25 protein-coding genes are annotated in these 24,857 nt (G+C 71.4%); 16 read left to right on the top strand and 9 right to left on the bottom strand.

Annotation, left to right across the window (positions count from 1 at the left end; translation table 11 throughout):
* Window positions 1-141 precede the first annotated feature (141 nt).
* Window positions 142-1,914 carry an acetyl/propionyl/methylcrotonyl-CoA carboxylase subunit alpha gene (locus tag BFF78_RS16420; RefSeq protein WP_069779051.1) on the top strand — a complete coding sequence of 591 codons (1,773 nt, stop codon included), beginning with the start codon at window positions 142-144 and terminating at the stop codon, window positions 1,912-1,914.
* A gap of 201 nt (window positions 1,915-2,115) precedes the next feature.
* Here BFF78_RS16420 and BFF78_RS16425 read toward each other — a convergent pair whose 3' ends face one another.
* Both BFF78_RS16425 and BFF78_RS16430 read right to left on the bottom strand, forming a co-directional pair.
* The gene (locus BFF78_RS16425; protein WP_069779052.1) at window positions 2,116-3,006 is read right to left on the bottom strand and encodes a DeoR/GlpR family DNA-binding transcription regulator; all 891 of its coding nucleotides are present in this window, start codon (window positions 3,004-3,006) and stop codon (window positions 2,116-2,118) included.
* Window positions 3,007-3,208: 202 nt separating this feature from the next.
* Complete coding sequence (locus BFF78_RS16430) at window positions 3,209-4,657, bottom strand: NAD(P)H-quinone dehydrogenase (protein WP_069779053.1); 1,449 nt, start codon at window positions 4,655-4,657, stop codon at window positions 3,209-3,211.
* A 96-nt stretch (window positions 4,658-4,753) separates the two neighbouring features.
* On the opposite strand from BFF78_RS16430, the gene BFF78_RS16435 reads away from it, so the two are divergent.
* The 3 genes from BFF78_RS16435 (at window position 4,754) to BFF78_RS16445 (ending at window position 7,912) form a co-directional block, all read left to right on the top strand.
* On the top strand, window positions 4,754-5,191 hold the full coding sequence (locus BFF78_RS16435) for a gamma-glutamylcyclotransferase family protein (protein WP_069779054.1): 438 nt from the start codon (window positions 4,754-4,756) through the stop codon (window positions 5,189-5,191).
* A 151-nt stretch (window positions 5,192-5,342) separates the two neighbouring features.
* Entirely contained in the window at window positions 5,343-6,167 is an 825-nt protein-coding gene (locus BFF78_RS16440) for a purine-nucleoside phosphorylase (protein ID WP_069779055.1), read from the top strand.
* 98 nt (window positions 6,168-6,265) lie between these two features.
* Window positions 6,266-7,912: a phospho-sugar mutase gene (locus BFF78_RS16445; RefSeq protein ID WP_069779056.1), complete on the top strand. Its 1,647-nt coding sequence runs from the start codon at window positions 6,266-6,268 to the stop codon at window positions 7,910-7,912.
* A 92-nt stretch (window positions 7,913-8,004) separates the two neighbouring features.
* On the opposite strand, the gene BFF78_RS16450 is transcribed toward BFF78_RS16445, so the two are convergent.
* Window positions 8,005-8,706 (bottom strand): PH domain-containing protein, encoded by a 702-nt coding sequence (locus BFF78_RS16450; RefSeq protein ID WP_069779057.1) that lies wholly within the window; start codon window positions 8,704-8,706, stop codon window positions 8,005-8,007.
* Between the two features lie 135 nt (window positions 8,707-8,841).
* Between BFF78_RS16450 and deoC the strand changes: the two genes are divergently transcribed.
* Genes deoC through BFF78_RS16465 form a run of 3 tightly spaced genes read left to right on the top strand, consistent with a single transcriptional unit; the run spans window position 8,842 to window position 12,132 of the window.
* Window positions 8,842-9,801 (top strand): deoxyribose-phosphate aldolase, encoded by a 960-nt coding sequence (gene deoC, locus BFF78_RS16455; protein WP_069779058.1) that lies wholly within the window; start codon window positions 8,842-8,844, stop codon window positions 9,799-9,801.
* A 5-nt stretch (window positions 9,802-9,806) separates the two neighbouring features.
* Window positions 9,807-11,243, top strand: a complete 1,437-nt coding sequence (locus BFF78_RS16460) for an aldehyde dehydrogenase family protein (RefSeq protein ID WP_069779059.1) — start codon at window positions 9,807-9,809, stop codon at window positions 11,241-11,243.
* The gene (locus BFF78_RS16465; RefSeq protein ID WP_069779060.1) at window positions 11,236-12,132 is read left to right on the top strand and encodes an aldehyde dehydrogenase family protein; all 897 of its coding nucleotides are present in this window, start codon (window positions 11,236-11,238) and stop codon (window positions 12,130-12,132) included. Before BFF78_RS16460 ends, BFF78_RS16465 begins: the two co-directional genes overlap by 8 nt.
* 98 nt (window positions 12,133-12,230) lie before the next feature.
* Here BFF78_RS16465 and BFF78_RS16470 read toward each other — a convergent pair whose 3' ends face one another.
* The gene (locus tag BFF78_RS16470) at window positions 12,231-12,605 is read right to left on the bottom strand and encodes a hypothetical protein (RefSeq protein WP_069779061.1); all 375 of its coding nucleotides are present in this window, start codon (window positions 12,603-12,605) and stop codon (window positions 12,231-12,233) included.
* A gap of 125 nt (window positions 12,606-12,730) precedes the next feature.
* On the opposite strand from BFF78_RS16470, the gene BFF78_RS16475 reads away from it, so the two are divergent.
* Window positions 12,731-13,366 carry a uridine kinase family protein gene (locus BFF78_RS16475; protein ID WP_227025854.1) on the top strand — a complete coding sequence of 212 codons (636 nt, stop codon included), beginning with the start codon at window positions 12,731-12,733 and terminating at the stop codon, window positions 13,364-13,366.
* A 219-nt stretch (window positions 13,367-13,585) separates the two neighbouring features.
* Here the strand turns inward: BFF78_RS16475 and BFF78_RS16480 are convergent, their stop codons facing one another.
* Window positions 13,586-14,326: a SigE family RNA polymerase sigma factor gene (locus tag BFF78_RS16480; protein WP_069779063.1), complete on the bottom strand. Its 741-nt coding sequence runs from the start codon at window positions 14,324-14,326 to the stop codon at window positions 13,586-13,588.
* 239 nt (window positions 14,327-14,565) lie between these two features.
* On the opposite strand from BFF78_RS16480, the gene afsQ1 reads away from it, so the two are divergent.
* The 5 genes from afsQ1 (at window position 14,566) to BFF78_RS16505 (ending at window position 18,379) form a co-directional block, all read left to right on the top strand.
* Window positions 14,566-15,243, top strand: a complete 678-nt coding sequence (gene afsQ1, locus BFF78_RS16485; protein WP_069779064.1) for a two-component system response regulator AfsQ1 — start codon at window positions 14,566-14,568, stop codon at window positions 15,241-15,243.
* Window positions 15,240-16,844: a sensor histidine kinase gene (locus tag BFF78_RS16490; RefSeq protein WP_165289366.1), complete on the top strand. Its 1,605-nt coding sequence runs from the start codon at window positions 15,240-15,242 to the stop codon at window positions 16,842-16,844. The genes afsQ1 and BFF78_RS16490 overlap by 4 nt, the downstream gene beginning before the upstream one ends.
* Window positions 16,844-17,461: a hypothetical protein gene (locus BFF78_RS16495; RefSeq protein ID WP_193433475.1), complete on the top strand. Its 618-nt coding sequence runs from the start codon at window positions 16,844-16,846 to the stop codon at window positions 17,459-17,461. Before BFF78_RS16490 ends, BFF78_RS16495 begins: the two co-directional genes overlap by 1 nt.
* A 76-nt stretch (window positions 17,462-17,537) precedes the next feature.
* Window positions 17,538-18,098: a VanZ family protein gene (locus BFF78_RS16500; RefSeq protein ID WP_069779065.1), complete on the top strand. Its 561-nt coding sequence runs from the start codon at window positions 17,538-17,540 to the stop codon at window positions 18,096-18,098.
* Between the two features lie 80 nt (window positions 18,099-18,178).
* Window positions 18,179-18,379, top strand: coding sequence for a PspC domain-containing protein (locus BFF78_RS16505; protein WP_069779066.1), 201 nt, complete (start codon window positions 18,179-18,181; stop codon window positions 18,377-18,379).
* A gap of 77 nt (window positions 18,380-18,456) precedes the next feature.
* Here BFF78_RS16505 and BFF78_RS16510 read toward each other — a convergent pair whose 3' ends face one another.
* Together BFF78_RS16510 and BFF78_RS16515 are read right to left on the bottom strand one after the other, a co-directional pair.
* Window positions 18,457-18,864: an ATP-binding protein gene (locus tag BFF78_RS16510; protein ID WP_069779067.1), complete on the bottom strand. Its 408-nt coding sequence runs from the start codon at window positions 18,862-18,864 to the stop codon at window positions 18,457-18,459.
* A 188-nt stretch (window positions 18,865-19,052) separates the two neighbouring features.
* The gene (locus BFF78_RS16515) at window positions 19,053-20,201 is read right to left on the bottom strand and encodes an adenosine deaminase (protein ID WP_069779068.1); all 1,149 of its coding nucleotides are present in this window, start codon (window positions 20,199-20,201) and stop codon (window positions 19,053-19,055) included.
* Window positions 20,202-20,335: 134 nt separating this feature from the next.
* On the opposite strand from BFF78_RS16515, the gene BFF78_RS16520 reads away from it, so the two are divergent.
* On the top strand, window positions 20,336-21,097 hold the full coding sequence (locus BFF78_RS16520) for a prolyl oligopeptidase family serine peptidase (protein ID WP_099054882.1): 762 nt from the start codon (window positions 20,336-20,338) through the stop codon (window positions 21,095-21,097).
* A gap of 14 nt (window positions 21,098-21,111) precedes the next feature.
* On the opposite strand, the gene BFF78_RS16525 is transcribed toward BFF78_RS16520, so the two are convergent.
* Window positions 21,112-22,074, bottom strand: coding sequence for a LysR family transcriptional regulator (locus BFF78_RS16525; RefSeq protein ID WP_069779070.1), 963 nt, complete (start codon window positions 22,072-22,074; stop codon window positions 21,112-21,114).
* 62 nt (window positions 22,075-22,136) lie between these two features.
* Between BFF78_RS16525 and BFF78_RS16530 the strand changes: the two genes are divergently transcribed.
* The gene (locus tag BFF78_RS16530) at window positions 22,137-23,429 is read left to right on the top strand and encodes an MFS transporter (protein WP_069779071.1); all 1,293 of its coding nucleotides are present in this window, start codon (window positions 22,137-22,139) and stop codon (window positions 23,427-23,429) included.
* A gap of 127 nt (window positions 23,430-23,556) precedes the next feature.
* On the top strand, window positions 23,557-24,570 hold the full coding sequence (locus BFF78_RS16535; protein WP_069779072.1) for a sigma-70 family RNA polymerase sigma factor: 1,014 nt from the start codon (window positions 23,557-23,559) through the stop codon (window positions 24,568-24,570).
* Here the strand turns inward: BFF78_RS16535 and BFF78_RS43290 are convergent.
* Complete coding sequence (locus BFF78_RS43290) at window positions 24,454-24,840, bottom strand: STAS domain-containing protein (protein WP_159033015.1); 387 nt, start codon at window positions 24,838-24,840, stop codon at window positions 24,454-24,456. The genes BFF78_RS16535 and BFF78_RS43290 overlap by 117 nt on opposite strands.
* Window positions 24,841-24,857: the final 17 nt, after the last annotated feature.

The raw sequence follows: 24,857 nt of genomic DNA on the forward strand, positions 1-24,857 counted from the left end.
ACCAAGGTGCGACAAGGCTTTTCGCGGGTCGAGCGAGCCTCGAATCACGCTCCGTGTGGGCAAGCTCACCATTGGGGACGGGTCGATGTGTCGTGTCGGCAGTCCCTAAACTCGGCTTGTTTCAAGGAGGGAGCCTCAATCGTGCGCAAGGTGCTCATCGCCAACCGTGGCGAAATCGCTGTCCGCGTGGCCCGGGCCTGCCGGGACGCCGGGATCGCGAGCGTGGCCGTCTACGCCGACCCGGACCGGGACGCTCTGCATGTCCGCGCCGCGGATGAGGCGTTCGCCCTGGGCGGTGACACGCCGGCCACCAGCTACCTGGACATCGAGAAAGTCCTGAATGCGGCGCGCGAGTCCGGCGCGGACGCCGTCCATCCGGGTTACGGCTTCCTCTCGGAGAACGCCGACTTCGCCCAGGCCGTGCTCGACGCCGGCCTGATCTGGATCGGCCCGCCGCCGCAGGCCATCCGCGACCTCGGCGACAAGGTCGCCGCCCGGCACATCGCCCAGCGCGCCGGCGCCCCGCTGGTGGCCGGTACCCCGGACCCGGTGAGCGGTGCCGAGGAGGTCGTGGCCTTCGCCGAGGAGCACGGCCTGCCCATCGCGATCAAGGCCGCCTTCGGTGGCGGTGGCCGCGGCCTGAAGGTCGCCCGCACCCTCGAAGAGGTCCCGGAGCTGTACGACTCGGCGGTCCGCGAGGCCGTGGCCGCCTTCGGCCGCGGCGAGTGCTTCGTCGAGCGCTACCTGGACCGCCCGCGGCACGTGGAGACCCAGTGCCTGGCCGACCAGCACGGCAACGTGGTCGTCGTATCGACCCGTGACTGCTCCCTCCAGCGCCGCCACCAGAAGCTGGTGGAGGAGGCGCCGGCGCCGTTCCTCTCGGACGAGCAGGTCGCCGAGCTGTACCGCGCGTCCAAGGCCATCCTGAAGGAGGCCGGTTACGTCGGCGCGGGCACCTGCGAGTTCCTCGTCGGCCAGGACGGCACGATCTCCTTCCTGGAGGTCAACACCCGCCTGCAGGTGGAGCACCCGGTGACCGAGGAGGTCGCCGGCATCGACCTCGTGCGCGAGATGTTCCGCATCGCCGACGGCGAGGAGCTCGGCTACGACGACCCGCAGCTGCGCGGCCACTCCTTCGAGTTCCGCATCAACGGCGAGGACCCGGGCCGCAACTTCCTCCCGGCCCCCGGCACGGTCACCAGGTTCGCCGCGCCGTCCGGCCCCGGCGTCCGCCTGGACGCGGGCGTGGAGTCCGGCTCGGTCATCGGCCCGGCGTGGGACTCCCTCCTCGCCAAGCTGATCGTCACGGGCCGCACCCGCAAGGAGGCCCTGGAGCGGGCCGCCCGCGCCCTGGACGAGTTCCAGGTCGAGGGCATGGCGACGGCGATCCCCTTCCACCGCGCGGTGGTCAGGGACCCGGCGTTCGCCCCCGAACTGACCGGCACCGCCGACCCGTTCACGGTCCACACCCGCTGGATCGAGACCGAGTTCGTCAACGAGATCAAGCCCTTCACCGCCCCCGCCGAAACCGAGGCGGAGGAGGACACGGGCCGTGAGACGGTCGTCGTCGAGGTCGGCGGCAAGCGCCTGGAGGTCTCCCTCCCGGCCTCCCTCGGCATGTCCCTGGCCCGCACGGGCCTCGCGGCCGGCGCCAAGCCGAAGCGCCGCGCGGCCAAGAAGTCCGGCCCCGTCGCCTCCGGCGACACCCTCGCCTCCCCGATGCAGGGCACGATCGTCAAGGTCGCCGTCGAGGAGGGCCAGGAGGTCAAGGAGGGCGACCTGGTCGTCGTCCTGGAGGCCATGAAGATGGAGCAGCCCCTCAACGCCCACAGGGCAGGCACCATCAAGGGCCTGACCGCCGAGGTCGGCGCGTCCATCACGTCGGGCGCGGCGATCTGCGAGATCAAGGACTGACGGCAGGCTTCACAGTGACGCCCGGTGGACCGACCTCATCGGTCTGCCGGGCGTTCCGCTTTCGGCGCAGGCAAGCCGCGACTCCCCAGGGGCGCGGGGCTGTGGCTGTGTCTGATATGCGGCTGCGCCGCGTGGGCGCGAGCCGTCACAACGAACCCGCACCTGCCGACGGCCCCCGGACCCTACGGCTGACAGGCGCCCTCAACGTCGCCGCAAATCGGCGACGCGCCCCCGCTCGGCTCCCGTAGGCTCCCCGTACCCCACCCCCGAGCGGAGCGTCACCCCCCTGCGCGGCCCCGGCAGCGGAGCACGTCGCGCCGGGGCCTGCTCACCCCCCGGAGGGCTGCTCGCCCCCGCCACGGCGATCTGCACCCCCTGGTCGGCAAGGGCCTGCAACTCGGTGGCGGCGCGGTCGTCGTGGGTGGGCGGCTCATCGGTGACCAACCGGGTGATGAGATCCGTCGGCACGGTCTGGAACATCGTGTCCGTGCCGAGCTTGGTGTGGTCGGCGAGGACCACGACCTCCGCGGCGGCCTGCACCAGCGCCCGGTCCACGGACGCCGAGAGCATGTTGGACGTGGACAGCCCGCGCTCGGCGGTGAGCCCACTCCCGGACAGGAAGGCCTTCGACACCCTCAGCCCCTGCAGGGACTGCTCCGCGCCGGAGCCCACCAGGGCGTAGTTGGAGCCGCGCAGGGTGCCCCCGGTCATCACGACCTCCACCCGGTTGGCATGGGCCAGCGCCTGGGCGACCAGGAGGGAGTTGGTGACCACCGTCAGGCCCGGCACCCGGGCGAGCCGGCGGGCCAGCTCCTGCGTGGTGGTACCGGCTCCGACGACGATGGCCTCGCCCTCTTCGACGAGGCCCGCCGCGAGGTCGGCGATGGCCGTCTTCTCGGCGGTCGCGAGATGAGACTTCTGCGGAAAGCCGGACTCCCGCGTGAACCCGCCCGGCAGTACCGCACCGCCGTGCCGGCGGTCGAGGAGTCCTTCGGCCTCCAGTGCGCGCACGTCCCGCCGTACGGTCACTTCGGAGGTCTGGACGACGCGGGCGAGCTCACGGAGCGACACGGCACCGTTCGCTCGCACCATTTCGAGGATCAATTGGCGACGTTCAGCAGCGAACACGAAACTGACAGTAACCCCAGCGACCGTCTGCTTTCAGCAGTTTGCGCCGAATAAACGAAGTTGTTCGCATGGCAGGGCGGGAAGTGGTATAGGACCTACCCGCCATGACTATGCCGTACGCAAACGCGACAACTCCCGGTCAACGACGGGGAGTTGAAGTCCGCCGTCAGGCTTCCGCGCCCGCCTTGCGGGTGTGGAGCTGCCGGGCCACCTCCGCGATCGACCCCGAAAGGGAGGGGTACACCGTGAACGCGTTCGCGATCTGTTCGACCGTCAGATTGTTGTCGACGGCGATCGAGATGGGGTGGATCAGTTCCGAGGCGCGGGGCGCCACGACCACACCGCCGACCACGATGCCCGTACCCGGACGGCAGAAGATCTTGACGAAGCCGTCCCGGATGCCCTGCATCTTGGCGCGCGGGTTGCGCAGCAGCGGGAGCTTCACGACCCGGGCGTCGATCTTGCCCGCGTCCACGTCGGCCTGCGTGTAGCCGACCGTCGCGATCTCGGGGTCGGTGAAGACGTTCGACGAGACGGTCTTCAGGTTCAGCGGGGCCACCGCGTCGCCGAGGAAGTGGTACATGGCGATACGTCCCTGCATGGCGGCGACGGACGCGAGCGCGAAGACACCGGTCACATCGCCGGCCGCGTACACGCCGGGAGCGGTCGTCCTCGACACCTTGTCGGTCCAGATGTGACCCGAGTCGCGCAGCTTGACGCCGGCTTCCTCCAGGCCCAGTCCCGCGCTGTTCGGGATGGCGCCGACCGCCATCAGGCAGTGCGAGCCGCTGATGACCCGCCCGTCGGCCAGCGTCACCTCGACCCGGTCGCCGACGCGCTTGGCGGAGGCGGCGCGGGAGCGGGCCATGACGTTCATGCCACGGCGCCGGAAGACGTCCTCCAGCACCGCGGCGGCGTCCGGGTCCTCGCCCGGCAGCACGCGGTCCCGGGACGACACGAGGGTGACCTTGGACCCGAGGGCCTGGTAGGCACCGGCGAACTCGGCACCGGTCACACCGGAGCCGACCACGATCAGCTCTTCCGGCAGCTCGGTGAGGTCGTAGACCTGGGTCCAGTTCAGGATGCGCTCGCCGTCGGGCTGGGCGTCGGGCAGCTCGCGCGGGTGACCACCGGTGGCGATGAGGACGGCGTCGGCGGTGAGGGTCTCCTCGGTGCCGTCGGCGGCGGTGACGACGACCTTCCGGGACCCGTCCAGAGCCTGCATGCCGTCCAGCCGGCCACGGCCGCGCATGACCCGGGCGCCGGCCCGCGTGACGGAGGCGGTGATGTCGTGGGACTGGGCGAGGGCCAGCCGCTTCACACGGCGGTTGACCTTCCCGAGATCCACGCCGACCACCCGGGCCGCCTGCTCCAGCGGTGGCGTGTCGTCGGCGACGATGATCCCCAGCTCTTCGTACGACGAATCGAAGGTGGTCATCACCTCGGCCGTAGCGATGAGCGTCTTCGACGGCACGCAGTCGGTCAGCACCGACGCTCCGCCCAGACCGTCGCAGTCGACGACGGTCACCTCCGCACCGAGCTGGGCGGCCACCAGGGCCGCTTCATATCCGCCGGGTCCGCCACCGATGATCACGATCCGAGTCACGTACTCCATTGTCCCGCACGCCTCAAGGTGCTACTGCCCGGGGGCGCACGGAAGCTTCCCCTGGGGCAACAGTGACTCGCGTTCCCCCTGCCGTACCCTCTGTGCATGTCGCTCTATGCCGCGTACGCCGGCAACCTCGACGCGCGCCTGATGTCCTTCCGCGCCCCGCATTCCCCGCTGCGCGCCACGGGCTGGCTGAACGGCTGGCGGCTGACGTTCGGCGGCGAGCACCTGGGCTGGGAGGGCGCGCTGGCGACGATCGTCGAGGATCCGCTCGCGCAGGTCTTCGTCGGCCTGTACGACATCGCGCCCATGGACGAGGAGTCCCTCGACCAGTGGGAGGGCGTCGGCATGGACCTCTACCGCCGGGTACGCGTGCGCGTGCACACCCTGGACGGCGAGGAGTCGGGGTGGACGTACGTCCTCAACGGTTACGAGGGCGGCCTGCCCTCGGCGCGCTATCTGGGCGAGATCGCCGACGCGGCGGAGTCCGCCGGGGCGCCGCACGACTACGTGATGGAGCTGCGCAAGCGCCCTTGCTGAACACAGGCGGCGCACAAGAGACGCAGAGATCCCGGCGTCACGGGTTCGTCGGAAACAATCACGGGTTCGTCGGAAACAACAAGACAACGAAAGCAATCCCGTGACGTCTGTCATCTACGCGCGTAGGCGAAGACCGGCTACCCTCGACCACGTGAACGCATCTCTTCTTCCGGACGACATCCAGGGCGACCCCTACGCCGCCGCCGACGCCGCCGCCGCGCGCCTGCGCGAACTCACCGGCGCCGAGACCCACGACGTCGCCCTCGTGATGGGCTCCGGCTGGGCTCCGGCCGTCGACGCCCTGGGCGCGCCCGACGCCGAGTTCCAGGTCACCGAGCTGCCCGGCTTCCCGCCGCCGGCCGTCGCGGGGCACGGCGGCAAGGTCCGCTCGTACTCCTTCGGTGACAAGCGCGCGCTGGTCTTCCTGGGCCGCACGCACTACTACGAGGGCCGTGGCGTCGCCGCCGTCGCCCACGGCGTCCGCACCGCCGTGGCCGCCGGCTGCAAGACGGTGGTCCTCACCAACGGCTGCGGCGGCCTGCGCGAGGGCATGCGCCCCGGCCAGCCGGTCCTGATCAGCGACCACATCAACCTGACGGCGACGTCCCCGATCGTCGGCGCCAACTTCGTCGACCTGACCGACCTCTACTCGCCCCGCCTGCGCGCCCTGTGCAAGGAGATCGACCCCTCCCTGGAGGAGGGCGTCTACGCCCAGTTCCCCGGCCCGCACTACGAGACCCCGGCCGAGATCCGCATGGCCCGCGTCATCGGCGCGGACCTGGTCGGCATGTCCACGGTCCTCGAGGCCATCGCCGCGCGCGAGGCGGGCGCCGAGGTGCTGGGCATCTCCCTGGTCACCAACCTGGCGGCCGGCATGACCGGCGAGCCCCTCAACCACGAGGAGGTCCTCCAGGCCGGCCGCGACTCGGCGGCGCGGATGGGGGAGCTGCTGGGCCAGGTGCTGGGCAAGCTGTAGAGCGAGCCTTCCAGCCCATCGGTCTCGGACGGGTGGGAGACGGGGGCCTGGGGGCGGACCCCAGTGGACCAGGCAAACACGGAGAGGTTGATCCCAAGGTGCACGACGATCTCATCGCACGGGCCAAGGCCTGGCTCGCCGAGGACCCGGACACGGAGACTCGCGAAGAACTGGCCAAGCTGATCGACGCCGGTGACACGGCGGAGCTGTCCGCCCGCTTCAGCGGCACGCTCCAGTTCGGCACCGCCGGCCTGCGAGGCGAACTCGGCGCCGGCCCGATGCGCATGAACCGCAGCGTCGTCATCAGGGCGGCCGCCGGCCTCGCCGCGTACCTGAAGAAGAACGAGCCCTCCCGGGGGGAGGGAGGGGCCGGACTCGTGGTCGTCGGCTACGACGCGCGCCACAAGTCCGCCGACTTCGCCCGCGACACCGCCGCCGTGATGACCGGCGCCGGCCTGCGTGCCGCCGTACTCCCCCGCCCGCTGCCCACGCCGGTCCTGGCGTACGCCATACGGCACCTCGGCGCGGTCGCGGGCATCGAGGTCACCGCCAGCCACAACCCGCCCCGGGACAACGGCTACAAGGTCTACCTCGGCGACGGCTCCCAGATCGTCCCGCCCGCCGACGCGGAGATCGCCGCGGAGATCGACGCGATCGCGTCCCTGAACGACGTCCCCCGCCCGGAGTCCGGCTGGGAGACCCTGGACGACGCGGTCCTCGACGCCTACCTGGCCCGGACGGACGCCGTCCTCGCCGCCGGCTCCCCCCGCACCGCCCGCACGGTCTACACGGCCATGCACGGCGTCGGCAAGGACGTCCTGCTGGCCGCCTTCGCCCGCGCCGGTTTCCCCGAGCCGGTGCTGGTCGCCGAGCAGGCCGACCCGGACCCGGACTTCCCGACGGTCGCCTTCCCGAACCCGGAGGAGCCGGGCGCGATGGACCTGGCGTTCGCGCAGGCCCGTACGACCGACCCGGACCTCGTCATCGCCAACGACCCCGACGCCGACCGCTGCGCCGTGGCCGTCAAGGACGGCGGGGACTGGCGCATGCTGCGCGGCGACGAGGTCGGCGCGCTGCTCGCCGCCCACCTGGTCCGCCGGGGCGCGACCGGCGTGTTCGCCGAGTCGATCGTCTCCTCCTCCCTCCTGGGCCGCATCGCCGAGAAGGCGCACCTCCCCTACGAGGAGACCCTGACCGGCTTCAAGTGGATCGCCCGCGTGGACGGCCTGCGCTACGGCTACGAGGAGGCCCTCGGCTACTGCGTGGACCCCGAGGGCGTACGCGACAAGGACGGCATCACGGCGGCCCTGCTGATCACGGAGCTGGCCTCGCAGCTGAAGTCGGAGAACCGCACCCTCCTCGACCTCCTCGACGACCTCGCCGTGGAACACGGCCTGCACGCCACCGACCAGCTCTCGGTCCGTGTGCAGGACCTCTCCCTCATCGCCGACGCGATGCGCCGCCTGCGCGAGCAGCCGCCGACCGAACTGGCGGGCCTGCCCGTCGTCCGCGCCGAGGACCTCACCCGGGGCACGGACAGGCTGCCGCCCACCGACGGCCTGCGCTACACCCTCGACGGCGCCCGGGTGATCGTCCGCCCGAGCGGCACGGAGCCGAAGCTGAAGTGTTACCTGGAGGTCGTGGTCCCGGTCGCGGACCACGCCGCCCTGCCGGCCGCGCACGCCCGCGCGGGCGAACTCCTGTCCGCCCTCAAGCGGGACCTGTCGGCTGCGGCCGGCATCTGAGCCGTACGACGAGATGGGGTGCTCCCGGACCGGGAGCACCCCATCTTCCTTTGATCGGCCCCGGTGGTCTCAGACCTCGGTCCCGGGAGACCTCACTTCGTGGCGAGCAGGATCGCCAGCAGCACCGCGCCCGCCAGCGTCGGCGCGATCACCTCGTAGGCCCACCGCACGGTGACCTCGCCCTGCGCCGTCTCCGCGTCGCCACGCCGCTGCAGCAGTTCCCTCAGCTCGTCCATGACCTGGTCGGTGTCCGCGCGGCTCGGCCCGGCCGGGGCGCCGGTGGCGCCGGTGCCGCCGGTGCCGCCGAAGGCGCCCAGGCCGCCGAGGCCACGGCGCGCCGGCCCCCCGCCGCCGGCCGCCTCCGCCGCCGCCCGTGTCTTGCGCATCTCCGCCTTCTTGCGGGCCCGCAGCGAGACCGGAACCGACCACAGCTGGTACTTGCGGCCCGACTTCGCGACGACCTCGTTGGAGTAGCCGGAGCGCAGCGAGGCGACCTCGCCCCAGGGCAGGCCGATCACCCGGAAGGGGTTACGGATCCGCAGCCGGTCCTCGCCCGCGAAGACCGCCGGGCGGAGTGTGAAGGCGATCACCAGCGGCACGATCAGGATCATCCCGGCGAGCGCAAGCCACGGCGCACGGCCATGGCCCTGGGACAGCGCGTCGAAGCCGAGCCAGCCGACCACGAGCAGCAGCAGTACGCCGCCCACGAGCGCCATGGGCGAGCGGTAGATCCGGTCCTTGGCGGTGGAGACCGGGGGCTGTGACTCGGGTGACTGGTGGTCGGGGGTGGTCATGGGGCAAGTCTGCATGACACCGGCGGCCCTGCCGCCACACCCCTCGGAACCGGCGCTCATCCGTGATCTCCGGACGGGAGATGAGCACCGGGGCTGTACAGCCGCTACGCGCGTAGATATGCTCGTCTGGTGACCATGCCCACCACTGCACCCACAGCACTCGCTCTCGCTGACGTCACCGCGTCCGACAGCACGCTGCGCCGCTTCCTGCACGGGCTGCCCGGCGTCGACGCGGTCGGCCTGGAGGCGCGCGCCGCGTCTCTCGGCACCCGTTCCATCAAGACCACCGCGAAGGCGTACGCCATCGACCTCGCCATCTCGATGGTCGACCTGACGACGCTGGAAGGCGCGGACACCCCGGGCAAGGTCCGGGCGCTCGGCGCCAAGGCGGTCCACCCCGACCCCACGGACCGTACGACCCCCACGACGGCCGCGGTCTGCGTCTACCCCGACATGGTGGCCGCCGCCAAGGAGGCCGTCGCCGGTTCCGGCGTGAAGGTCGCCTCGGTCGCCACCGCGTTCCCGGCCGGCCGTGCCGCCCTCGACGTGAAGCTGGCCGACGTCCGGGACGCCGTCGCCGCGGGCGCCGACGAGATCGACATGGTCATCGACCGGGGCGCGTTCCTCGCGGGCAAGTACCTGAAGGTGTACGACGAGATCACCGCCGTGAAGGAGGCCTGCGGCGACAGCGCCCGCCTGAAGGTCATCTTCGAGACCGGTGAGCTGTCGACGTACGACAACATCCGCCGCGCCTCCTGGCTCGGGATGCTCGCCGGCGCCGACTTCATCAAGACCTCGACCGGCAAGGTCGCCGTCAACGCCACCCCCGCGAACACGCTCCTGATGCTGGAGGCCGTACGCGACTTCCGTGCGCAGACCGGCGTCCAGGTCGGCGTGAAGCCCGCCGGCGGCATCCGTACCTCCAAGGACGCCATCAAGTTCCTCGTCCTGGTCAACGAGACCGCCGGCGAGGACTGGCTGGACAACCACTGGTTCCGCTTCGGCGCCTCCTCGCTGCTGAACGACCTGCTGATGCAGCGTCAGAAGCTGGCCACCGGCCGCTACTCCGGCCCCGACTACGTGACGGTGGACTGATCACCATGGCATCCGCATTCGAGTACGCGCCCGCTCCCGAGTCCCGCTCGGTCGTCGACATCGCCCCCTCCTACGGCCTGTTCATCGACGGCGAGTTCACGGACGCGGCCGACGGCAAGGTCTTCAAGACGATCAGCCCCAGCACGGAAGAGGTGCTGTCGGAGGTCGCCCAGGCCGGTGCCGAGGACGTCGACCGTGCCGTCAAGGCCGCCCGCAAGGCCTTCGAGAAGTGGTCGGCGCTGCCCGGCTCCGAGCGCGCCAAGTACCTGTTCCGCATCGCCCGGATCATCCAGGAGCGCAGCCGTGAGCTGGCCGTCCTGGAGACGCTGGACAACGGCAAGCCGATCAAGGAGACGAGGGACGCCGACCTGCCCCTCGTGGCCGCGCACTTCTTCTACTACGCGGGCTGGGCCGACAAGCTCGACCACGCCGGCTTCGGCGCGGACCCGCGCCCGCTGGGCGTGGCCGGCCAGGTCATCCCCTGGAACTTCCCGCTGCTGATGCTGGCGTGGAAGATCGCCCCGGCGCTGGCGACCGGCAACACGGTCGTCCTGAAGCCCGCCGAGACGACCCCGCTGTCCGCCCTGTTCTTCGCGGACATCTGCCGCCAGGCCGGCCTGCCCAGGGGCGTCGTCAACATCCTCCCGGGCTACGGCGACACGGGCGCCTCGCTCGTCGCGCACCCGGACGTCGACAAGGTCGCCTTCACGGGATCGACGGCCGTCGGCAAGGAGATCGCGCGGACCGTCGCCGGCACCCGCAAGAAGCTCACCCTGGAACTCGGCGGCAAGGGCGCCAACATCGTCTTCGACGACGCCCCGATCGACCAGGCCGTCGAGGGCATCGTGACCGGCATCTTCTTCAACCAGGGCCAGGTCTGCTGCGCGGGCTCCCGCCTGCTCGTGCAGGAGTCGATCCAGGACGAGCTGCTGGACTCGCTCAAGCGCCGCCTGTCGACCCTCCGGCTCGGCGATCCGCTGGACAAGAACACCGACATCGGCGCGATCAACTCCGCCGAGCAGCTGGCCCGGATCACCGCGCTGACGGAGCAGGGCGAGGCGGAGGGCGCCGAGCGCTGGTCCCCGGCCTGCGAACTGCCCTCCTCCGGCTACTGGTTCGCCCCGACGCTGTTCACGAACGTCACCCAGGCGCACACCATCGCCCGCGACGAGATCTTCGGCCCGGTGCTGTCGGTCCTCACCTTCCGCACGCCGGACGAGGCGGTCGCCAAGGCGAACAACACGCAGTACGGCCTGTCGGCGGGCATCTGGACCGAGAAGGGCTCCCGCATCCTGGCCGTCGCGAACAAGCTGCGCGCCGGTGTCGTCTGGTCCAACACGTTCAACAAGTTCGACCCGACCTCGCCGTTCGGCGGCTACAAGGAGTCGGGCTTCGGCCGCGAGGGCGGCCGCCACGGCCTGGAGGCGTACCTCGATGTCTGAGAAGTCCGAAGCACGGCTCAGCGTGTTCAAGACCTACAAGCTGTACGTCGGCGGGAAGTTCCCGCGTTCCGAGAGCGGCCGGGTGTACGAGGTGACCGACTCGAAGGGCAAGTGGCTGGCCAACGCACCGCAGTCCTCCCGCAAGGACGCCCGTGACGCGGTGGTCGCCGCGCGCAAGGCGTTCGGCGGCTGGTCCGGCGCGACGGCGTACAACCGCGGCCAGGTCCTCTACCGCGTCGCGGAGATGCTGGAGGGCCGCAAGGACCAGTTCGTCCGCGAAGTGGCCGACGCCGAGGGCCTGTCGAAGTCGAAGGCCGCTGCGGTCGTGGACGCCACGATCGACCGCTGGGTCTGGTACGCCGGCTGGACCGACAAGATCACCCAGGTGATCGGCGGCGCCAACCCGGTGGCGGGTCCGTTCTTCAACCTGTCCTCGCCGGAGCCGACGGGTGTCGTCGCCGTACTGGCCCCGCAGGAGTCGTCGTTCCTGGGCCTGGTCTCGGTCGTGGCCCCGGTGATCGCCACCGGCAACACGGCGGTCGTGATCGCCTCCGAGAAGGCCCCGCTGCCGGCCCTCTCCCTCGGCGAGGTGCTGGCCACCTCCGATGTGCCGGGCGGCGTGGTCAACGTACTGTCCGGCCGCACGGCGGAGCTCGCGGCGCCGCTGGCCGCGCACCAGGACGTCAACGCGATCGACCTCGCGGGGGCGGACGAGGAGCTGGCGAAGGAGCTGGAGATCGCGGCGGCCGACAATCTGAAGCGGGTTCTCCGTCCACAGGCTGTGGATTACTCCGAGACGCCGGGCACCGACCGGATGACGGCGTTCCTGGAGACCAAGACGGTCTGGCACCCGACGGGTTCGCTGGGCGCGTCCGGCTCCTCTTACTGAGCCCGACCGAGCAGGGCACCCGCCGCCCCGAGCCGGTCCTCAGACCGAGAGCCGCGTCCTCCCTCCGTCCAGGGAGGACGCGGCTCTCTCGTCCCCGGTCAGTCCTCCGCCCCGGTCAGACTGCCCAGCGCACCCCCGACCCCTTTTTCGAGCGCGGGCATGGCGCCGAACGCGCTCGCCCGGGCGATCGGACCGGTCAGGCCGCCGAGATCGCCGGAGTCCACCGGGTGGGCGAGAGGGGTGTACTGCAGAGCCTGGACGGGGACGGCGGCGTAGTCGGTCAGCCCCGGCACCTGGGCACCGGCCTGCGGGGCCATCGTCCCGAACGACGCGGGCCGCAGGGGCACGTCCGGAACGCGGGCGGCGTTCGCGGATGCCGTCGCCACGCCCGCACCCAGCGCCGCCGAAGCGGTCGCGAGGACGATCAGGGCGCGCCGCGCGGTGTGGTTGCGGGGGGACGCGTGTCGTGTCATGCGGGGCCACCTTCTGATACTCAGGGTGAAACTGTCGACACGAAGGGTAGTTGAGGCGGGAGTCACGCTCAAAAGCCGACCCGCGGGGTCGGCAGGCGGGCCGCCATGCGTCAAACTGGTGTTCCGTGAGCATTCATCCCCCGTCATCCGCCCGTGTGGTACTGCTGTGCGGCCCCTCGGGCTCGGGCAAGTCCCTCGTCGCCGCCCGCTCCGGGCTCCCCGTCCTGCGTCTGGACGACTTCTACAAGGAGGGTGACGACCCGACTCTGCCCCTGGTGCAGGGGAGTTCGGACATCGACTGGGACCACCCCGGCTCCTGGGACGCGGACGTCGCGGTCGAGGCCATCACCCGGCTGTGCGCGACGGGTTCGGCGCCGGTGCCGGTGTACGACATCGCACTGAGCGCCCGTACCGGCGAGGAGAGGCTGCACATCGGCCGTACCCCGCTGTTCATCGCGGAGGGCGTCTTCGCCGCGGAGATCGTCGAGCGCTGCCGGGAACTGGGCGTGCTCGCGGACGCGCTGTGCCTGAGCCGCGGGCCGGTCACCACCTTCCGCCGGCGGTTCCTGCGGGATCTGAAGGAGGGCCGCAAGTCGGTGCCGTTCCTGCTGCGCCGCGGCTGGCGGCTGATGCGCGCGGAACGCTCGATCGTCGCCCGCCAGGTGTCGCTGGGCGCGCATCCGTGCGACCGCGACGAGGCGCTGGGGCGGCTGGCGGCAGCGGCGGCGGGGCGGCAGACGCGCCGGCAGACGGTGGCGTAAGGGCCGGCGCAGAGGTCGGCCCAGGGGGTCGGCCCAGGGGTCGTACGTGCGCGTACGCGCATGCGAAAAGCGGGACTGGACAGGCCCCCCGGCCCTCCAGTCCCGCTTCTTCCGCTCCCCCGTGTTCCCTCCCCGCCCCCCCCCGTGGATCCCCACCCCCGGTGGGCCCCCGTTTTCCCCCGTGTCCCCCGCGGGTCACCCCCCAGTGACCCCGGACCTTCAGGCGACCAGCTCGCCGAAGGCGTCCTCCTCGTCACGGCCGAAGCTGAGGACCTCGTCCTCGCGCAGCCGGCGGAGCGACCGCCAGATGCTGGACTTCACCGTGCCGACACTGATGTCGAGGATCTCCGCGATCTCCGGGTCCGTGCGGCCCTCGTAGTAGCGCAGGACCAGCATGGTGCGCTGGAGCTCGGGCAGCCGGGCCAGCGCCTGCCACAGGACCGCGCGCAGCTCGGTGCCGCGCATCGCGTCCGTGTCGGAGGGCGTCTCCGGCAGTTCCTCGGTCGGGTACTCGTTGAGCTTGCGGCGCCGCCAGGCGCTGATGTGCAGGTTGGTCATGGTGCGGCGGAGGTATCCGCCGACCGCGGCCTTGTCGCTGATCCGGTCCCACGCCTTGTACGTCGAGAACAGCGCGCTCTGCAGCAGGTCCTCGGCCTCGAAGCGGTCGCCGGTCAGGTGGTAGGCGGTGGCGTACAGGGAGGCGCGGCGCTCCTGGACGTAGGCGGTGAACTCCGCCTCCGTCAGGGAACGGCGCTGCTCCCCCGAGTCCTCCCTGTACGCGGATCCCCCGTGCGTCTCCCCCGTGTGCGCGTCAACCACCGTCATGTACGCGGTGTGCTGACGCCCGGTGCCGCGAGCGCACCCCCGCCCGCTCACGGCACCGGACTTCTCGGAACCCCGGTGCACGTCGTGCAGACGCGTGATTACGGCGCTGGTGCTGATGCTGTGCAGCGTGTTCATCTCGCGCTCCCCGTGGTGGACTTCCGGTGGTTCGGTCTTGCCGGGCCGGCTGGTCCGGCCGCCCTGCCCGTGCCCAAAAGACTGCCGGGGGCACTTCATGGACGTGTCCGTCGACTGTCACAGACCTGTCACAGGGGTCCGGCCCGGCGTCGTCACAGGAAGTGCACAGATGGTGGCGGTAGGGAAGGCCCGGTGTCGGCGGGTCGTACGACAGCCCGTCCATGGGCCAGAATGAGCCCGTGCCTTCCCTGTTGCTGATCGAGGACGACGACGCCATCCGCACGGCCCTGGAGCTCTCCCTGACGCGCCAGGGACACCGGGTGGCGACCGCTGCCAGCGGTGAGGATGGTCTGAAGCTGCTGCGCGAGCAGCGGCCCGACCTGATCGTGCTGGATGTGATGCTGCCCGGCATCGACGGCTTCGAGGTGTGCCGTCGTATCCGGCGCACCGACCAGCTGCCGATCATCCTGCTGACCGCGCGCAGTGACGACATCGACGTCGTGGTCGGACTGGAGTCCGGCGCCGACGACTATGTCGTCAAGCCCGTCCAGGGCCGGGTGCTGGACGCCCGGATCCGGGCCGTGCTGCGCCGCGGGGAGCGTGAGTCCAGCGATTCGGCGACCTTCGGCGGTCTCGTCATCGACCGCTCGGCGATGACCGTGACGAAGAACGGCGAGGATCTGCAGCTGACCCCGACCGAGCTCAGGCTGCTGCTGGAGCTGAGCCGGCGGCCCGGTCAGGCGCTGTCCCGGCAGCAGCTGCTGCGGCTGGTGTGGGAGCACGACTATCTCGGTGACTCGCGGCTCGTGGACGCCTGTGTGCAGCGGCTGCGCGCCAAGGTGGAGGACGTGCCCTCGTCGCCGACCCTGATCCGCACCGTCCGTGGTGTCGGCTACCGCCTGGACACGCCTCAGTGACCGACAAGCAAGGGGGGCTGCGCGGCTGGGCCGCGGGGCGCAAGGGAAATCTGTCGCGGCTCAGGTTCACCAGCCTCAGGCTGCGTCTGGTCGTCGTCTTCGGGCTGGTGGCCCTCACGGCCGCCGTCTCGGCGTCCGGCATCGCCTACTGGCTGAACCGGGAAGCGGTGCTCACCCGTGCCCAGGACGCGGTGCTGCGCGACTTCCGGCAGGAGATGCAGAACCGCGCCGGCGCGCTGCCGGAGCACCCCACACAGGACCAGCTCCAGCGCGCGGCGGGCCAGATGGCGGCGAGCAGCCAGCACTTCAGCGTGCTGCTGGTGGCCCAGGACACGGCCGGCAAGCCGGTCTACGGCAACTCGGGCGGCATCAACGGCTTCTCGCTGGAGGACGTGCCCAAGTCGCTGCGCGCGGCCGTCGACAAGCAGCAGAAGGTGACCGACACCAACAAGGAGCCGTACCACCTGTACTGGCAGCGGGTCGTGGCACACGGCACGCCGTATCTGGTGGCCGGTACGAGGGTGATCGGCGGGGGTCCGACCGGCTACATGGCCAAGTCCCTGGAGCCGGAGGCCAAGGACCTCAACTCGCTGGCCTGGTCGCTGGGTATCGCCACCGGGCTCGCGCTGATCGGCGCCGCACTGCTCGCGCAGGCCGCCGCCACGACCGTGCTGAAGCCGGTGCACCGGCTGGGGGTCGCCGCGGCGCGGCTGGGCGAGGGCAAGCTGGACACCCGGCTGCGGGTGTCGGGCACGGACGAACTCGCCGATCTGTCCCGGACGTTCAACAACGCGGCCGAGGCGCTGGAGCAGCGGGTCGCGGAGATGGCCGCGCGGGACGAGGCCTCGCGTCGCTTCGTCGCCGACATGAGCCATGAGCTGCGCACACCGCTGACCGCGATCACCGCGGTGACGGAGGTGCTGGAGGAGGAGCTGGAGTCGGAGGCCGGCGGCATCGACCCGATGATCGAACCGGCGGTCCGGCTCGTGGTCAGCGAGACGCGCCGGCTGAACGACCTGGTCGAGAACCTGATGGAGGTCACCCGCTTCGACGCGGGCACCGCCCGGCTGGTCCTGGACGACGTCGACGTCGCCGACCAGATCACCGCCTGCATCGACGCCCGTGCCTGGCTGGACGCGGTCGAGCTCGACGTCGAGCGCGGCCTCCACGCCCGCCTCGATCCGCGCCGCCTGGACGTCATCCTCGCCAACCTCATCGGCAACGCGCTCAAGCACGGCGGCTCGCCGGTACGGGTGTCGGTGCGGGCGGCGGACGACTCGGTGGTGATCCAGGTCCGCGACCACGGGCCCGGCATCCCCGAGGACGTCCTGCCGCACGTCTTCGACCGCTTCTACAAGGCGAGCGCCTCCCGGCCGCGCTCCGAGGGCAGCGGTCTGGGTCTGTCCATCGCCATGGAGAACGCCCACATCCACGGCGGCGAGATCACCGCCGCCAACTCGCCCGAGGGCGGCGCGGTGTTCACGCTGCGGCTGCCGCGGGACGCCTCCCGGCTGACGGAGGAGACGGACGAGGGCGGGAAGACCGACGGCGACAATGCAGAAAACCCCGGAAGCCCGGGAAGTTCAGGAAAGGAGGGGTGATGACCGTACGACGCCTGACCGTAGGGCGCCTGCTGGCGCTGCCCCTCCTGGGCCTGCTGCTCGGCGGCTGCGGCATCCGGGCCACGCAGGTGCCGACCGACTTCGGGGCGGCGCCCTCCCGGGTGCCGTGCTCGCTGGCCGGCCCGAACCAGGCCACGCAGTCCGCGCAGGGCGTGCCCGTGCAGGTCTTCCTGCTGTGCGGGGCGTCCCTGGTGACCGTCGACCGGACGGTGGGCGTCCCGCCGGGCACCCCGGACGCACGGCGCCGGGTGATCGTGGCGCAGGGTCTCCTGGACCAGCTCGCCGCGTCGCCCTCGGCCGCGGAGCGCTCCGCGGGCTATACGACGTACGTGCCGGGCGGCCTCACCGTGAGCGGGCCCGGCCGGCGGGACCCGGAGGACACGCTCCACCTGAGCACGGCCCCGTCCCGGCTCACCTCCTACGCCCTCGCCCAGCTGGTGTGCACCCTCTCCGACTCCGCGGCGACGGAGGGCGACGGCTCGGTCATCCTGGGCGGCCCCGACACGGGCCCCCTCCAGCGCTACGCATGCACCGCCGACGTCCGCGAGCGCCCGGGGAACGTCGAGCCGCCGTCCAGTGAGGTCGCGCGGAGATAGCGGACGACAGCACAGGGTGCCCAAGAAGCACAGGCTCCCCGGAACCGTTCGGGGCCGGCGCCGCGTCTAGGGTGGCGTGCAGCGTCAAGGCTCCATCGGCGGCGACAGCGCCGCAATCCGCGTCCGGGTGACAGGGGGTGTCCTCCTCGTCGCCCACCTGGCCCTCGTCGCCTGGCTGATGCTGCGGCCCCTGGACGTGCCCTGGGTGACACCCGCCAACCTGCACCCCCTGGCCGGCATCCGTGCCGACCTGGCGCTGGGCTGGCCGCAGGCCGCCAGACGCATCGGCGAGGGCCTGGCCCTGCTCGCCCCGCTGGGCGTGCTGCTGCCGATGGCGCACGGCAGGCTCGGCGTCTCCCCGCTCGGCTCCCTGGTCCGTACGACCGCCGCGGGCGCCCTGATCTCCCTCGGCATCGCCCTGCTGCAGACCGGCGTACCCGGCCGGGTGGTGGACGTCGACTCGCTGCTGCTGAACACCGCCGGGGTGATCCTGGCCCACCTGTGCGTCGTTCCCGCGGGCCGCGCACGGCTGCGGCGGCAGTCGCGCGAGCACGCCGGGGAGCGGCCCGTCACCGTCCAGGAGGAGCTGTCTCAGGGGCGCACCCCGACGATTCCCAGGGTCGGAATGGCTCCGTAGAGTGACGCTTCGCCCGCTTCGTCTCCGTATCGTCGAAGGCAGCTGAAGGACAGCGAAGCGACGACCACGGAGGAGCCGTCATGACCGCCCTTGCCCGTCCCACCCACGGCCGCATGATCGGCGGAGTGTGCGCAGCGCTGGCACGGCGCTTCGGCACCTCCGCGACGACGATGCGGGTGATCTTCCTGCTGTCCTGCCTGCTGCCCGGCCCGCAGTTCCTGCTCTACATAGCGCTGTGGATCCTGCTGCCCGCGGAGGACAAGACGAGTACCGCATGGTGAGGTCCGTGCCCCGAACGCCGTCGGGGCGCTCCCGGACCTGACCGGGGCGCCCCAACGGCGTGGTACGGCAATCGGCCTCAGCCGAGCGTGACCCCCTTCATCGGCAGGCCCTGGGTGGGCAGACCCTGCGTGGGCAGGCCCTGAGTCGGCAGACCCTGCGCGGGCAGGCCGCCGATGTGGCTGCGGAGCGGCTCGGTCGGCCCTCCCGTCAGCGCGTTCTGGACGGCCGGCTGCGCGGCGGCCATCCCGGTGCCCAGGGCGTTCTGCCCCCGGCTGAGGGCGTCCTGCCCACGGGTGAGGGCGTCGACGGCACCGGGCTGGGCACTGCCGGCGCTCTCGGTCGGCAGCGCGTGGGTGACGGTGTCCAGCGCCGGGGTCGTGCTCGGGACGACCGTGGGAGCCGCGTTGGCCGCGCCCGCGCCGATGGCGGCGAAAGCGGCACCGAGGGCGGCGACACCGAGGGTCCTGACAGCGGAATGCTTCATGGTAATTGCGTCCTTGAAAACGAAGGGACGGGGAACAAAAACGATGAACGTTCCTCGACCGTAAACACGCCGGATCACCCGCCGCAAACACCGAAATGCGGACGGCTTGTGAACGCTCTGTTCACAAGCCGGACCCGGTCGAACCGCCCCTGCCTCTCAGAACCGCAAGAAGCCCTGGTGGCGGCCGCCTACTGAAACAGCCATTCGGATTTCAGTTCCGCAAATCCCGGCTTGACGACGTCATTGATCATCGCGAGCCGTTCATCGAAAGGAATGAACGCCGATTTCATGGAATTGACGGAGAACCATTGCAGGTCGTCGAGCGTGTAACCGAAGGCCCCGACGAGATGCTCGAATTCCTGGCTCATGCTCGTGTGCGACATCAGCCGGTTGTCGGTGTTCACGGTGGCCCGGAAGTGCAGCCGGCGCAGCAGCCCGATCGGGTGCTCGGCGTAGGAGGGCGCCGCCCCGGTCTGCAGGTTGGAGCTGGGGCACAGCTCCAGCGGGATCCGCTTGTCGCGGACGTAGGACGCCAGCCGGCCCAGCGTGACGGAGCCGTCCTCGTGGACCTCGATGTCGTCGATGATCCGCACGCCGTGCCCGAGCCGGTCGGCGCCGCACCACTGCAGCGCCTGCCAGATGGAGGGCAGCCCGAAGGCTTCGCCGGCGTGGATGGTGAAGTGGTTGTTCTCGCGCTTGAGGTACTCGAAGGCGTCCAGGTGCCGGGTGGGCGGGTAGCCGGCCTCGGCACCGGCGATGTCGAAACCGACCACGCCGGAGTCCCGGTAGCGGTTGGCGAGTTCGGCGATCTCCAGGGAGCGGGCCGCGTGCCGCATGGCGGTCAGCAGGGCGCCGACCCGGATGCGGTGGCCGTTCTCCCGGGCGAGCCGCTCGCCCTGCCGGAACCCCTCGTTGACGGCTTCGACGACCTCTTCGAGGCCGAGCCCCTGGTCGAGGTGCTGCTCGGGGGCGTACCGCACCTCGGCGTAGACGACCCCGTCCTCGGCGAGGTCCTCGGCGCACTCGCGGGCGACCCGGACCAGCGCCTGGCGGGTCTGCATCACGCCGACGGTGTGCTTGAAGGTCTCCAGATACCGTTCCAGCGAGCCCGAGTCGGCGGCCTCGTGGAACCAGAGGCCCAGCTTGTCCGGATCGGTCTCGGGAAGTTCCGAGTAGCCGGTCTCCTGGGCGAGTTCGACGACGGTTCCGGGGCGGAGCCCGCCGTCGAGGTGGTCGTGCAGCAGAACCTTGGGGGCCCGGCGGATCTGGTCCGGCGTCGGAATGTGCGCCGGGACACTCGCCGAGACGGTCCCGGTCGGTGCAGTCTGGCTCGTCATTTCCGCACTCTAACGCCTACGCGCGTAGAGGACCCGGTGAACGCGACGACTGTTTCCAGGCACTTTTCCGTCGATACGCAACGGTGACCCCACCTATGGGTTTCGTCCACCGCCTCTTCTGACACTGTTCTGTCATGGGACAGCAAGCGACACCGGTCCGAACGGCCGGGCTGGGAAAGGTGATCGGTCCGGCGTCGACGGCGGTGAGCGCGGCGGCGGTGCTGCTCCCCGGCGGGGAGGAGGTCTCCGCCCGCAGGCCGTCCGCCGTACGGGCGACGCTCATGCTGCGTTCACTGGGCCGCCGGCTCGCCCGCGCGGGGCGGGCGGAGGGACTGGCTGTCCATGCCGTCCACTACCGGTACCGGGGCTGGAACGGCAGTGAGGCCCACCTCGCGGCGGACGCGCAGTGGGCGGCCGACGAGGTCGTACGACGGTACGGGGACGTCCCCGTGTGCCTGGTCGGCGTGGACATGGGCGGACGGGCGGCGCTGCGGGCGGGCGGGCACGAGGCCGTCAACTCCGTTGTGGCGCTGGCTCCTTGGCTGCCGGAGGAGGATGTGGCCGCGCCTGCCGAGCCGGTGAAGCAGCTGGTGGGGCGGCGGGTGCTGATCGTGCACGGCACGAACGACGAACGGACCGACCCCGAGTTGTCGTTCCGGTTCGCCGCGCGGGCGAAGAAGGTGAATCGGGAGGTGTGCCGGTTCGAAGTGCATTCCGATGGGCACGGGTTGGGCGGGCACCGGGATGAGGTTGCCTCCCTGGCCGTTGATTTCATGATGGGGGCGCTGTACGGACACGCCGTGTCCCGCCCCGTTGTGGATGCGTTGGCTGCGCCGCCGCCGATCGGTTTGAGGATGCCGTTGGCCGTGGGGTTCGGGGGGTCGTTGAGGCGGTAGAGCTCGGGCGCCGCTCAGGTGGGCAGCAGGTTGCCCCTTCTGGAGAGCAGGAACGCCTTGAAGGCGGCCACCGGTGGGGTGTCGGGGCGGTCGGCCAGCCAGGCCACGCCGATCTCGCGGACCGCCCTGGGGGCCGTCACCGTCAGTTCCGCCACGCCCGGGCGCGCGACGGTCGGCGGTGGCAGGAGGGCGACCCCCAGGCCGGCCGCCACCAGGCCCCGCAGGGTCTCGGCCTCCTCGCCCTCGAAGGCGACCCTCGGGCGGAAGCCGGCCTCTTGGCACAGGGAGTCGAAGATGCGCCGCAAGCCGTAGCCGGGCTCCAGGGTGACCCAGGATTCGTCGGCGGCCTCGGCGAGGCGGATGCGGCGGCGGGTGGCCAGGCGGTGGTCGGCGGGGACGACCAGGCGGAGTTTCTGCTCGTCCAGGCGGCGGGCGACCAGGTCGGGGGCGTCCGGGACCGGGGAGGTCAGACAGAGGTCCAGCTCGCCGGCGCGCAGGCGTTCCAGCATGGCCTCGCCGTAGTTCTGGACCAGGCTGAAGCGGACGCGCGGATGGTCGGCGCGGAAGGCGTGGAGCAGGCCCGGTACCGTCTCGGCGCCCATGGTGTGCAGGAAACCGAAGGCGACCTTGCCGGTGGCCGGGTCGGCGTCGGCGCGCACCTCATCGGCGGCCCGCTCGATCTCGGCGAGGGCGCGTTCGACGGAGGCGAGGAAGGTGCGCCCGGCGGTGGTCAGGGAGACCGTACGGCCGTGCCGGGCGAACAGGTCGACACCCAGGTCCTGCTCCAGGCGGACCATCGCACGCGAGAGGGTGGACTGCGGGACGTTCATCTCGTGGGCGGCCCTGGTCACGTGCTCGGTGCGGGCCACACCGGCGAAGTAGGCGAGGCGGGGAGCGAGCACCTTCGCCATTGCGGACATGTCTTCTGTGTCACTGTTCGGTGACAGGCGAGCCGGTGAGCTCTGCTGATGCGCCATGGGAACGATTATGGCCAGTCCATGCATTGGACGGATGAGTGGGCCGTGCATACGGTCGAGGCATGTCTCCCGCCAGTACCGGGGCGTCCACCACCGTGGACGCCGTATCAGCCGTCCCCGCCTCCGACTCCGCTGCCGACTCCCGTATGACTCCGGGCGGCCCCGGCTACCGCCGGATGAGCCTCGCCCTCTTCCTCGCCGGAGTCGCGACCTTCGCCCTCCTGTACTCCACACAGGCCCTGCTGCCGCTGATCTCCGGCGAGTTCGGGGTCGCGGCGAGCGAGGCGAGCTGGACCGTGGCGGCCGCGACCGGCGGACTGGCGCTGTTCGTCCTGCCGATGAGCGCCCTGTCGGAGCGCTACGGGCGCCGTACGGTGATGACGGCCTCGCTGGCCGTCGCGGTGAGCGTCGGGCTGCTGGTGCCGTTCGCGCCGTCGATCGGCGCGCTGGTGGTGCTGCGGGCGGTGCAGGGCGCGGCGCTGGCCGGTCTGCCGGCCTCGGCGCAGGCCTATCTGGCCGAGGAGGTCCGGCCGAGGGCGCTGGTCACGGCGATCGGCCTGTTCGTCGCAGGCAACAGCGTCGGCGGTATGAGCGGCCGGGTGATCACCGGCTGGGTGGCCCAGGAGTGGGGCTGGCGGATCGCCGTCGGGGTGATCGGCGTGCTCGCGGTGGCCTGCGCGATCGCCTTCCGGCTGCTGCTGCCCACACCGAAGCACTTCAAGGCGGGCTCGCTGCGGCCCCGCGTGCTGCTCGGCACGGTCCGCGACCACCTCGGCAACCCGCTGCTGCGGCGCCTGTACGCGATCGGCGCGCTGTTCATGACGGTGTTCGGCGGTGTGTACACGGTGATCGGCTACCGGCTGACGGGTGCGCCGTTCGGGCTGCCGCAGGGCATCATCGGCTCGATCTTCCTGGTCTATCTGGTGGGTACGGTCTCGGCGTCCACGGCGGGCCGGCTGGTGGGCCGGCTCGGCCGCCGGGGTGCGCTGTACCTGGCGGGCGGTACGACGGCCACGGGCCTGCTGCTCTCGCTGGCTCCCGCGCTGCCGCTGGTCCTGCTGGGCCTGGTGCTGATCACGGCGGGCTTCTTCGCGGGCCACGCGGTGGCCTCCTCGGCGGTCAGCAAGACGGCCGTCCACGGCCGCGCCCAGGCCTCGGCGCTGTACCAGTCCACGTACTACGTCGGCTCCAGCGTCGGCAGCACGGCCGGCGCGATGGCCTTCCACGCGGACGGCTGGGGCGGCACGGTCGGGGTGGGTCTGCTGGCGGTCGTCGGCGTCGTGACGATCACGGTGCTGGGCACGCGGGCGGCCCGGGTCGAGGCCCGGCGCGCACTCGTGGCCGGCGCGCACTGAAGCACGTCACGGCACCCACCCCGACCTGCGCCTTTGCCCACTCCGGGCGCCATTGTCAGTGCCCTGCGGTAGTTTCCGAAGTGCTGGGCACTACAGGCACGGGAACGGCCGCAGGGGTGGGTGGACGATGGGCAACGGCACGGCGACGGCGGACCTGGACGTCGCACTGGAGAAGCACCGGACGGAACTGACCGGGTACTGCTATCGGATGCTCGGCTCCTCCTTCGAGGCCGAGGACGCGGTCCAGGACACCCTGGTACGGGCCTGGCGGAGCTACGAGAAGTTCGAGGGCCGCTCCTCGCTCCGCTCATGGCTGTACCGGATCGCGACGAACGTGTGCCTGGACATGCTGACGGCGGGCAACAAGCGGGCGCGGCCGATGGACCTCACCGACTCGACGCCGCTGGCCCAGGCCGCGCTCTCCCCCCGCCCGGACCACACCTGGCTGGAGCCGATGCCGGACGCGCGGGTGCTGCCCACGGTCGAGGACCCGGCGGAGGCCGCCGTGGCGAAGGAGTCGGTCCGGCTCGCCTTCATGGCGGCCCTCCAGCAGCTGCCGCCCAAGCAGCGGGCGGTGCTGATCCTGCGCGAGGTGCTGGCCTGGAAGGCGAGCGAGGTCGCCGAGCTGCTGGACACCTCGGTGGCCTCGGTCAACAGCGCGCTGCAGCGGGCGCGGGCCACGCTCGCCGAGCGCGCGGAGGCGGGTCCCGAGGGCGCGGTGTCCGACCCGCTGGACGAGGAGCAGCAGAAGCTGCTCGAGCGCTATGTGAAGGCCTTCGAGGGCTACGACATGACGGCGCTGACGGCGCTGCTCCACGAGGACGCCGTCATGACGATGCCGCCGTTCGACCTGTGGCTGCGCGGCTCGGCCGACATCACCGGTTTCATGACCACCCTCGGCGCTTCCTGTGCCGGCTCCAGATTGCTTCCGGTGCAGGTCAACGGCCTGCCGGGGTTCGCGCACTACAAGCCGGACGAGGAGCAGGGCGGTTTCAGCGCCTGGGCCGTGCAGGTGCTGGAGCTGTCAGGGCGCCGGATCACCGGTTTCCACTGCTTCCTCGACACCAAGCGCTGGTTCCCCCTCTTCGGCCTGCCCCTCCACCTGGAAGCGGAGCCCGACGAGGTCGAGCAGGGCGGGTAGCGCCGGGTCGGGATCCCGCAGCCGGATCCGCCCGCCGGCCCGGCGGGCGGCCAGCTCCAGCCGCGCCAGCAGATCCACGACGGCCAGCCCCGGGGGCCCGAGCCCGCCCACATCGCACACGACGACACGGCCCCCGCTGCCCGCCAGCAGCATCTGCGCCTGGGCACACAGCCCCGCCACCTCGTCCCGGGTGACGGGGCCGGCCAGCACGAGCACGGCGGGTTCCTTGGCGTCCACGTGCGGTAGACCCGCCGGGCAGGCGGAACTCATCGGCCCACTCCCGCGGG

It is taken from the genome of Streptomyces fodineus (assembly GCF_001735805.1).
GTDB lineage: Bacteria > Actinomycetota > Actinomycetes > Streptomycetales > Streptomycetaceae > Streptomyces > Streptomyces fodineus.

Coding starts and splice junctions, on each gene's coding strand:
- BFF78_RS16465 (WP_069779060.1), top strand. CDS start 11,236: ATGTCTGAGAAGTCCGAAGCACGGCTCAGCGTGTTCAAGACCTACAAG.
- BFF78_RS43290 (WP_159033015.1), bottom strand. CDS start 24,840: ATGAGTTCCGCCTGCCCGGCGGGTCTACCGCACGTGGACGCCAAGGAA.
- BFF78_RS16470 (WP_069779061.1), bottom strand. CDS start 12,605: ATGACACGACACGCGTCCCCCCGCAACCACACCGCGCGGCGCGCCCTG.
- BFF78_RS16435 (WP_069779054.1), top strand. CDS start 4,754: ATGTCGCTCTATGCCGCGTACGCCGGCAACCTCGACGCGCGCCTGATG.
- BFF78_RS16460 (WP_069779059.1), top strand. CDS start 9,807: ATGGCATCCGCATTCGAGTACGCGCCCGCTCCCGAGTCCCGCTCGGTC.
- BFF78_RS16530 (WP_069779071.1), top strand. CDS start 22,137: ATGTCTCCCGCCAGTACCGGGGCGTCCACCACCGTGGACGCCGTATCA.
- BFF78_RS16515 (WP_069779068.1), bottom strand. CDS start 20,201: ATGACGAGCCAGACTGCACCGACCGGGACCGTCTCGGCGAGTGTCCCG.
- deoC (WP_069779058.1), top strand. CDS start 8,842: ATGCCCACCACTGCACCCACAGCACTCGCTCTCGCTGACGTCACCGCG.
- BFF78_RS16535 (WP_069779072.1), top strand. CDS start 23,557: ATGGGCAACGGCACGGCGACGGCGGACCTGGACGTCGCACTGGAGAAG.
- BFF78_RS16520 (WP_099054882.1), top strand. CDS start 20,336: ATGGGACAGCAAGCGACACCGGTCCGAACGGCCGGGCTGGGAAAGGTG.
- BFF78_RS16450 (WP_069779057.1), bottom strand. CDS start 8,706: ATGACCACCCCCGACCACCAGTCACCCGAGTCACAGCCCCCGGTCTCC.
- BFF78_RS16480 (WP_069779063.1), bottom strand. CDS start 14,326: ATGAACACGCTGCACAGCATCAGCACCAGCGCCGTAATCACGCGTCTG.
- BFF78_RS16510 (WP_069779067.1), bottom strand. CDS start 18,864: ATGAAGCATTCCGCTGTCAGGACCCTCGGTGTCGCCGCCCTCGGTGCC.
- BFF78_RS16430 (WP_069779053.1), bottom strand. CDS start 4,657: ATGGAGTACGTGACTCGGATCGTGATCATCGGTGGCGGACCCGGCGGA.
- BFF78_RS16495 (WP_193433475.1), top strand. CDS start 16,844: ATGACCGTACGACGCCTGACCGTAGGGCGCCTGCTGGCGCTGCCCCTC.
- BFF78_RS16505 (WP_069779066.1), top strand. CDS start 18,179: ATGACCGCCCTTGCCCGTCCCACCCACGGCCGCATGATCGGCGGAGTG.
- BFF78_RS16425 (WP_069779052.1), bottom strand. CDS start 3,006: ATGGTGCGAGCGAACGGTGCCGTGTCGCTCCGTGAGCTCGCCCGCGTC.
- BFF78_RS16525 (WP_069779070.1), bottom strand. CDS start 22,074: ATGGCGCATCAGCAGAGCTCACCGGCTCGCCTGTCACCGAACAGTGAC.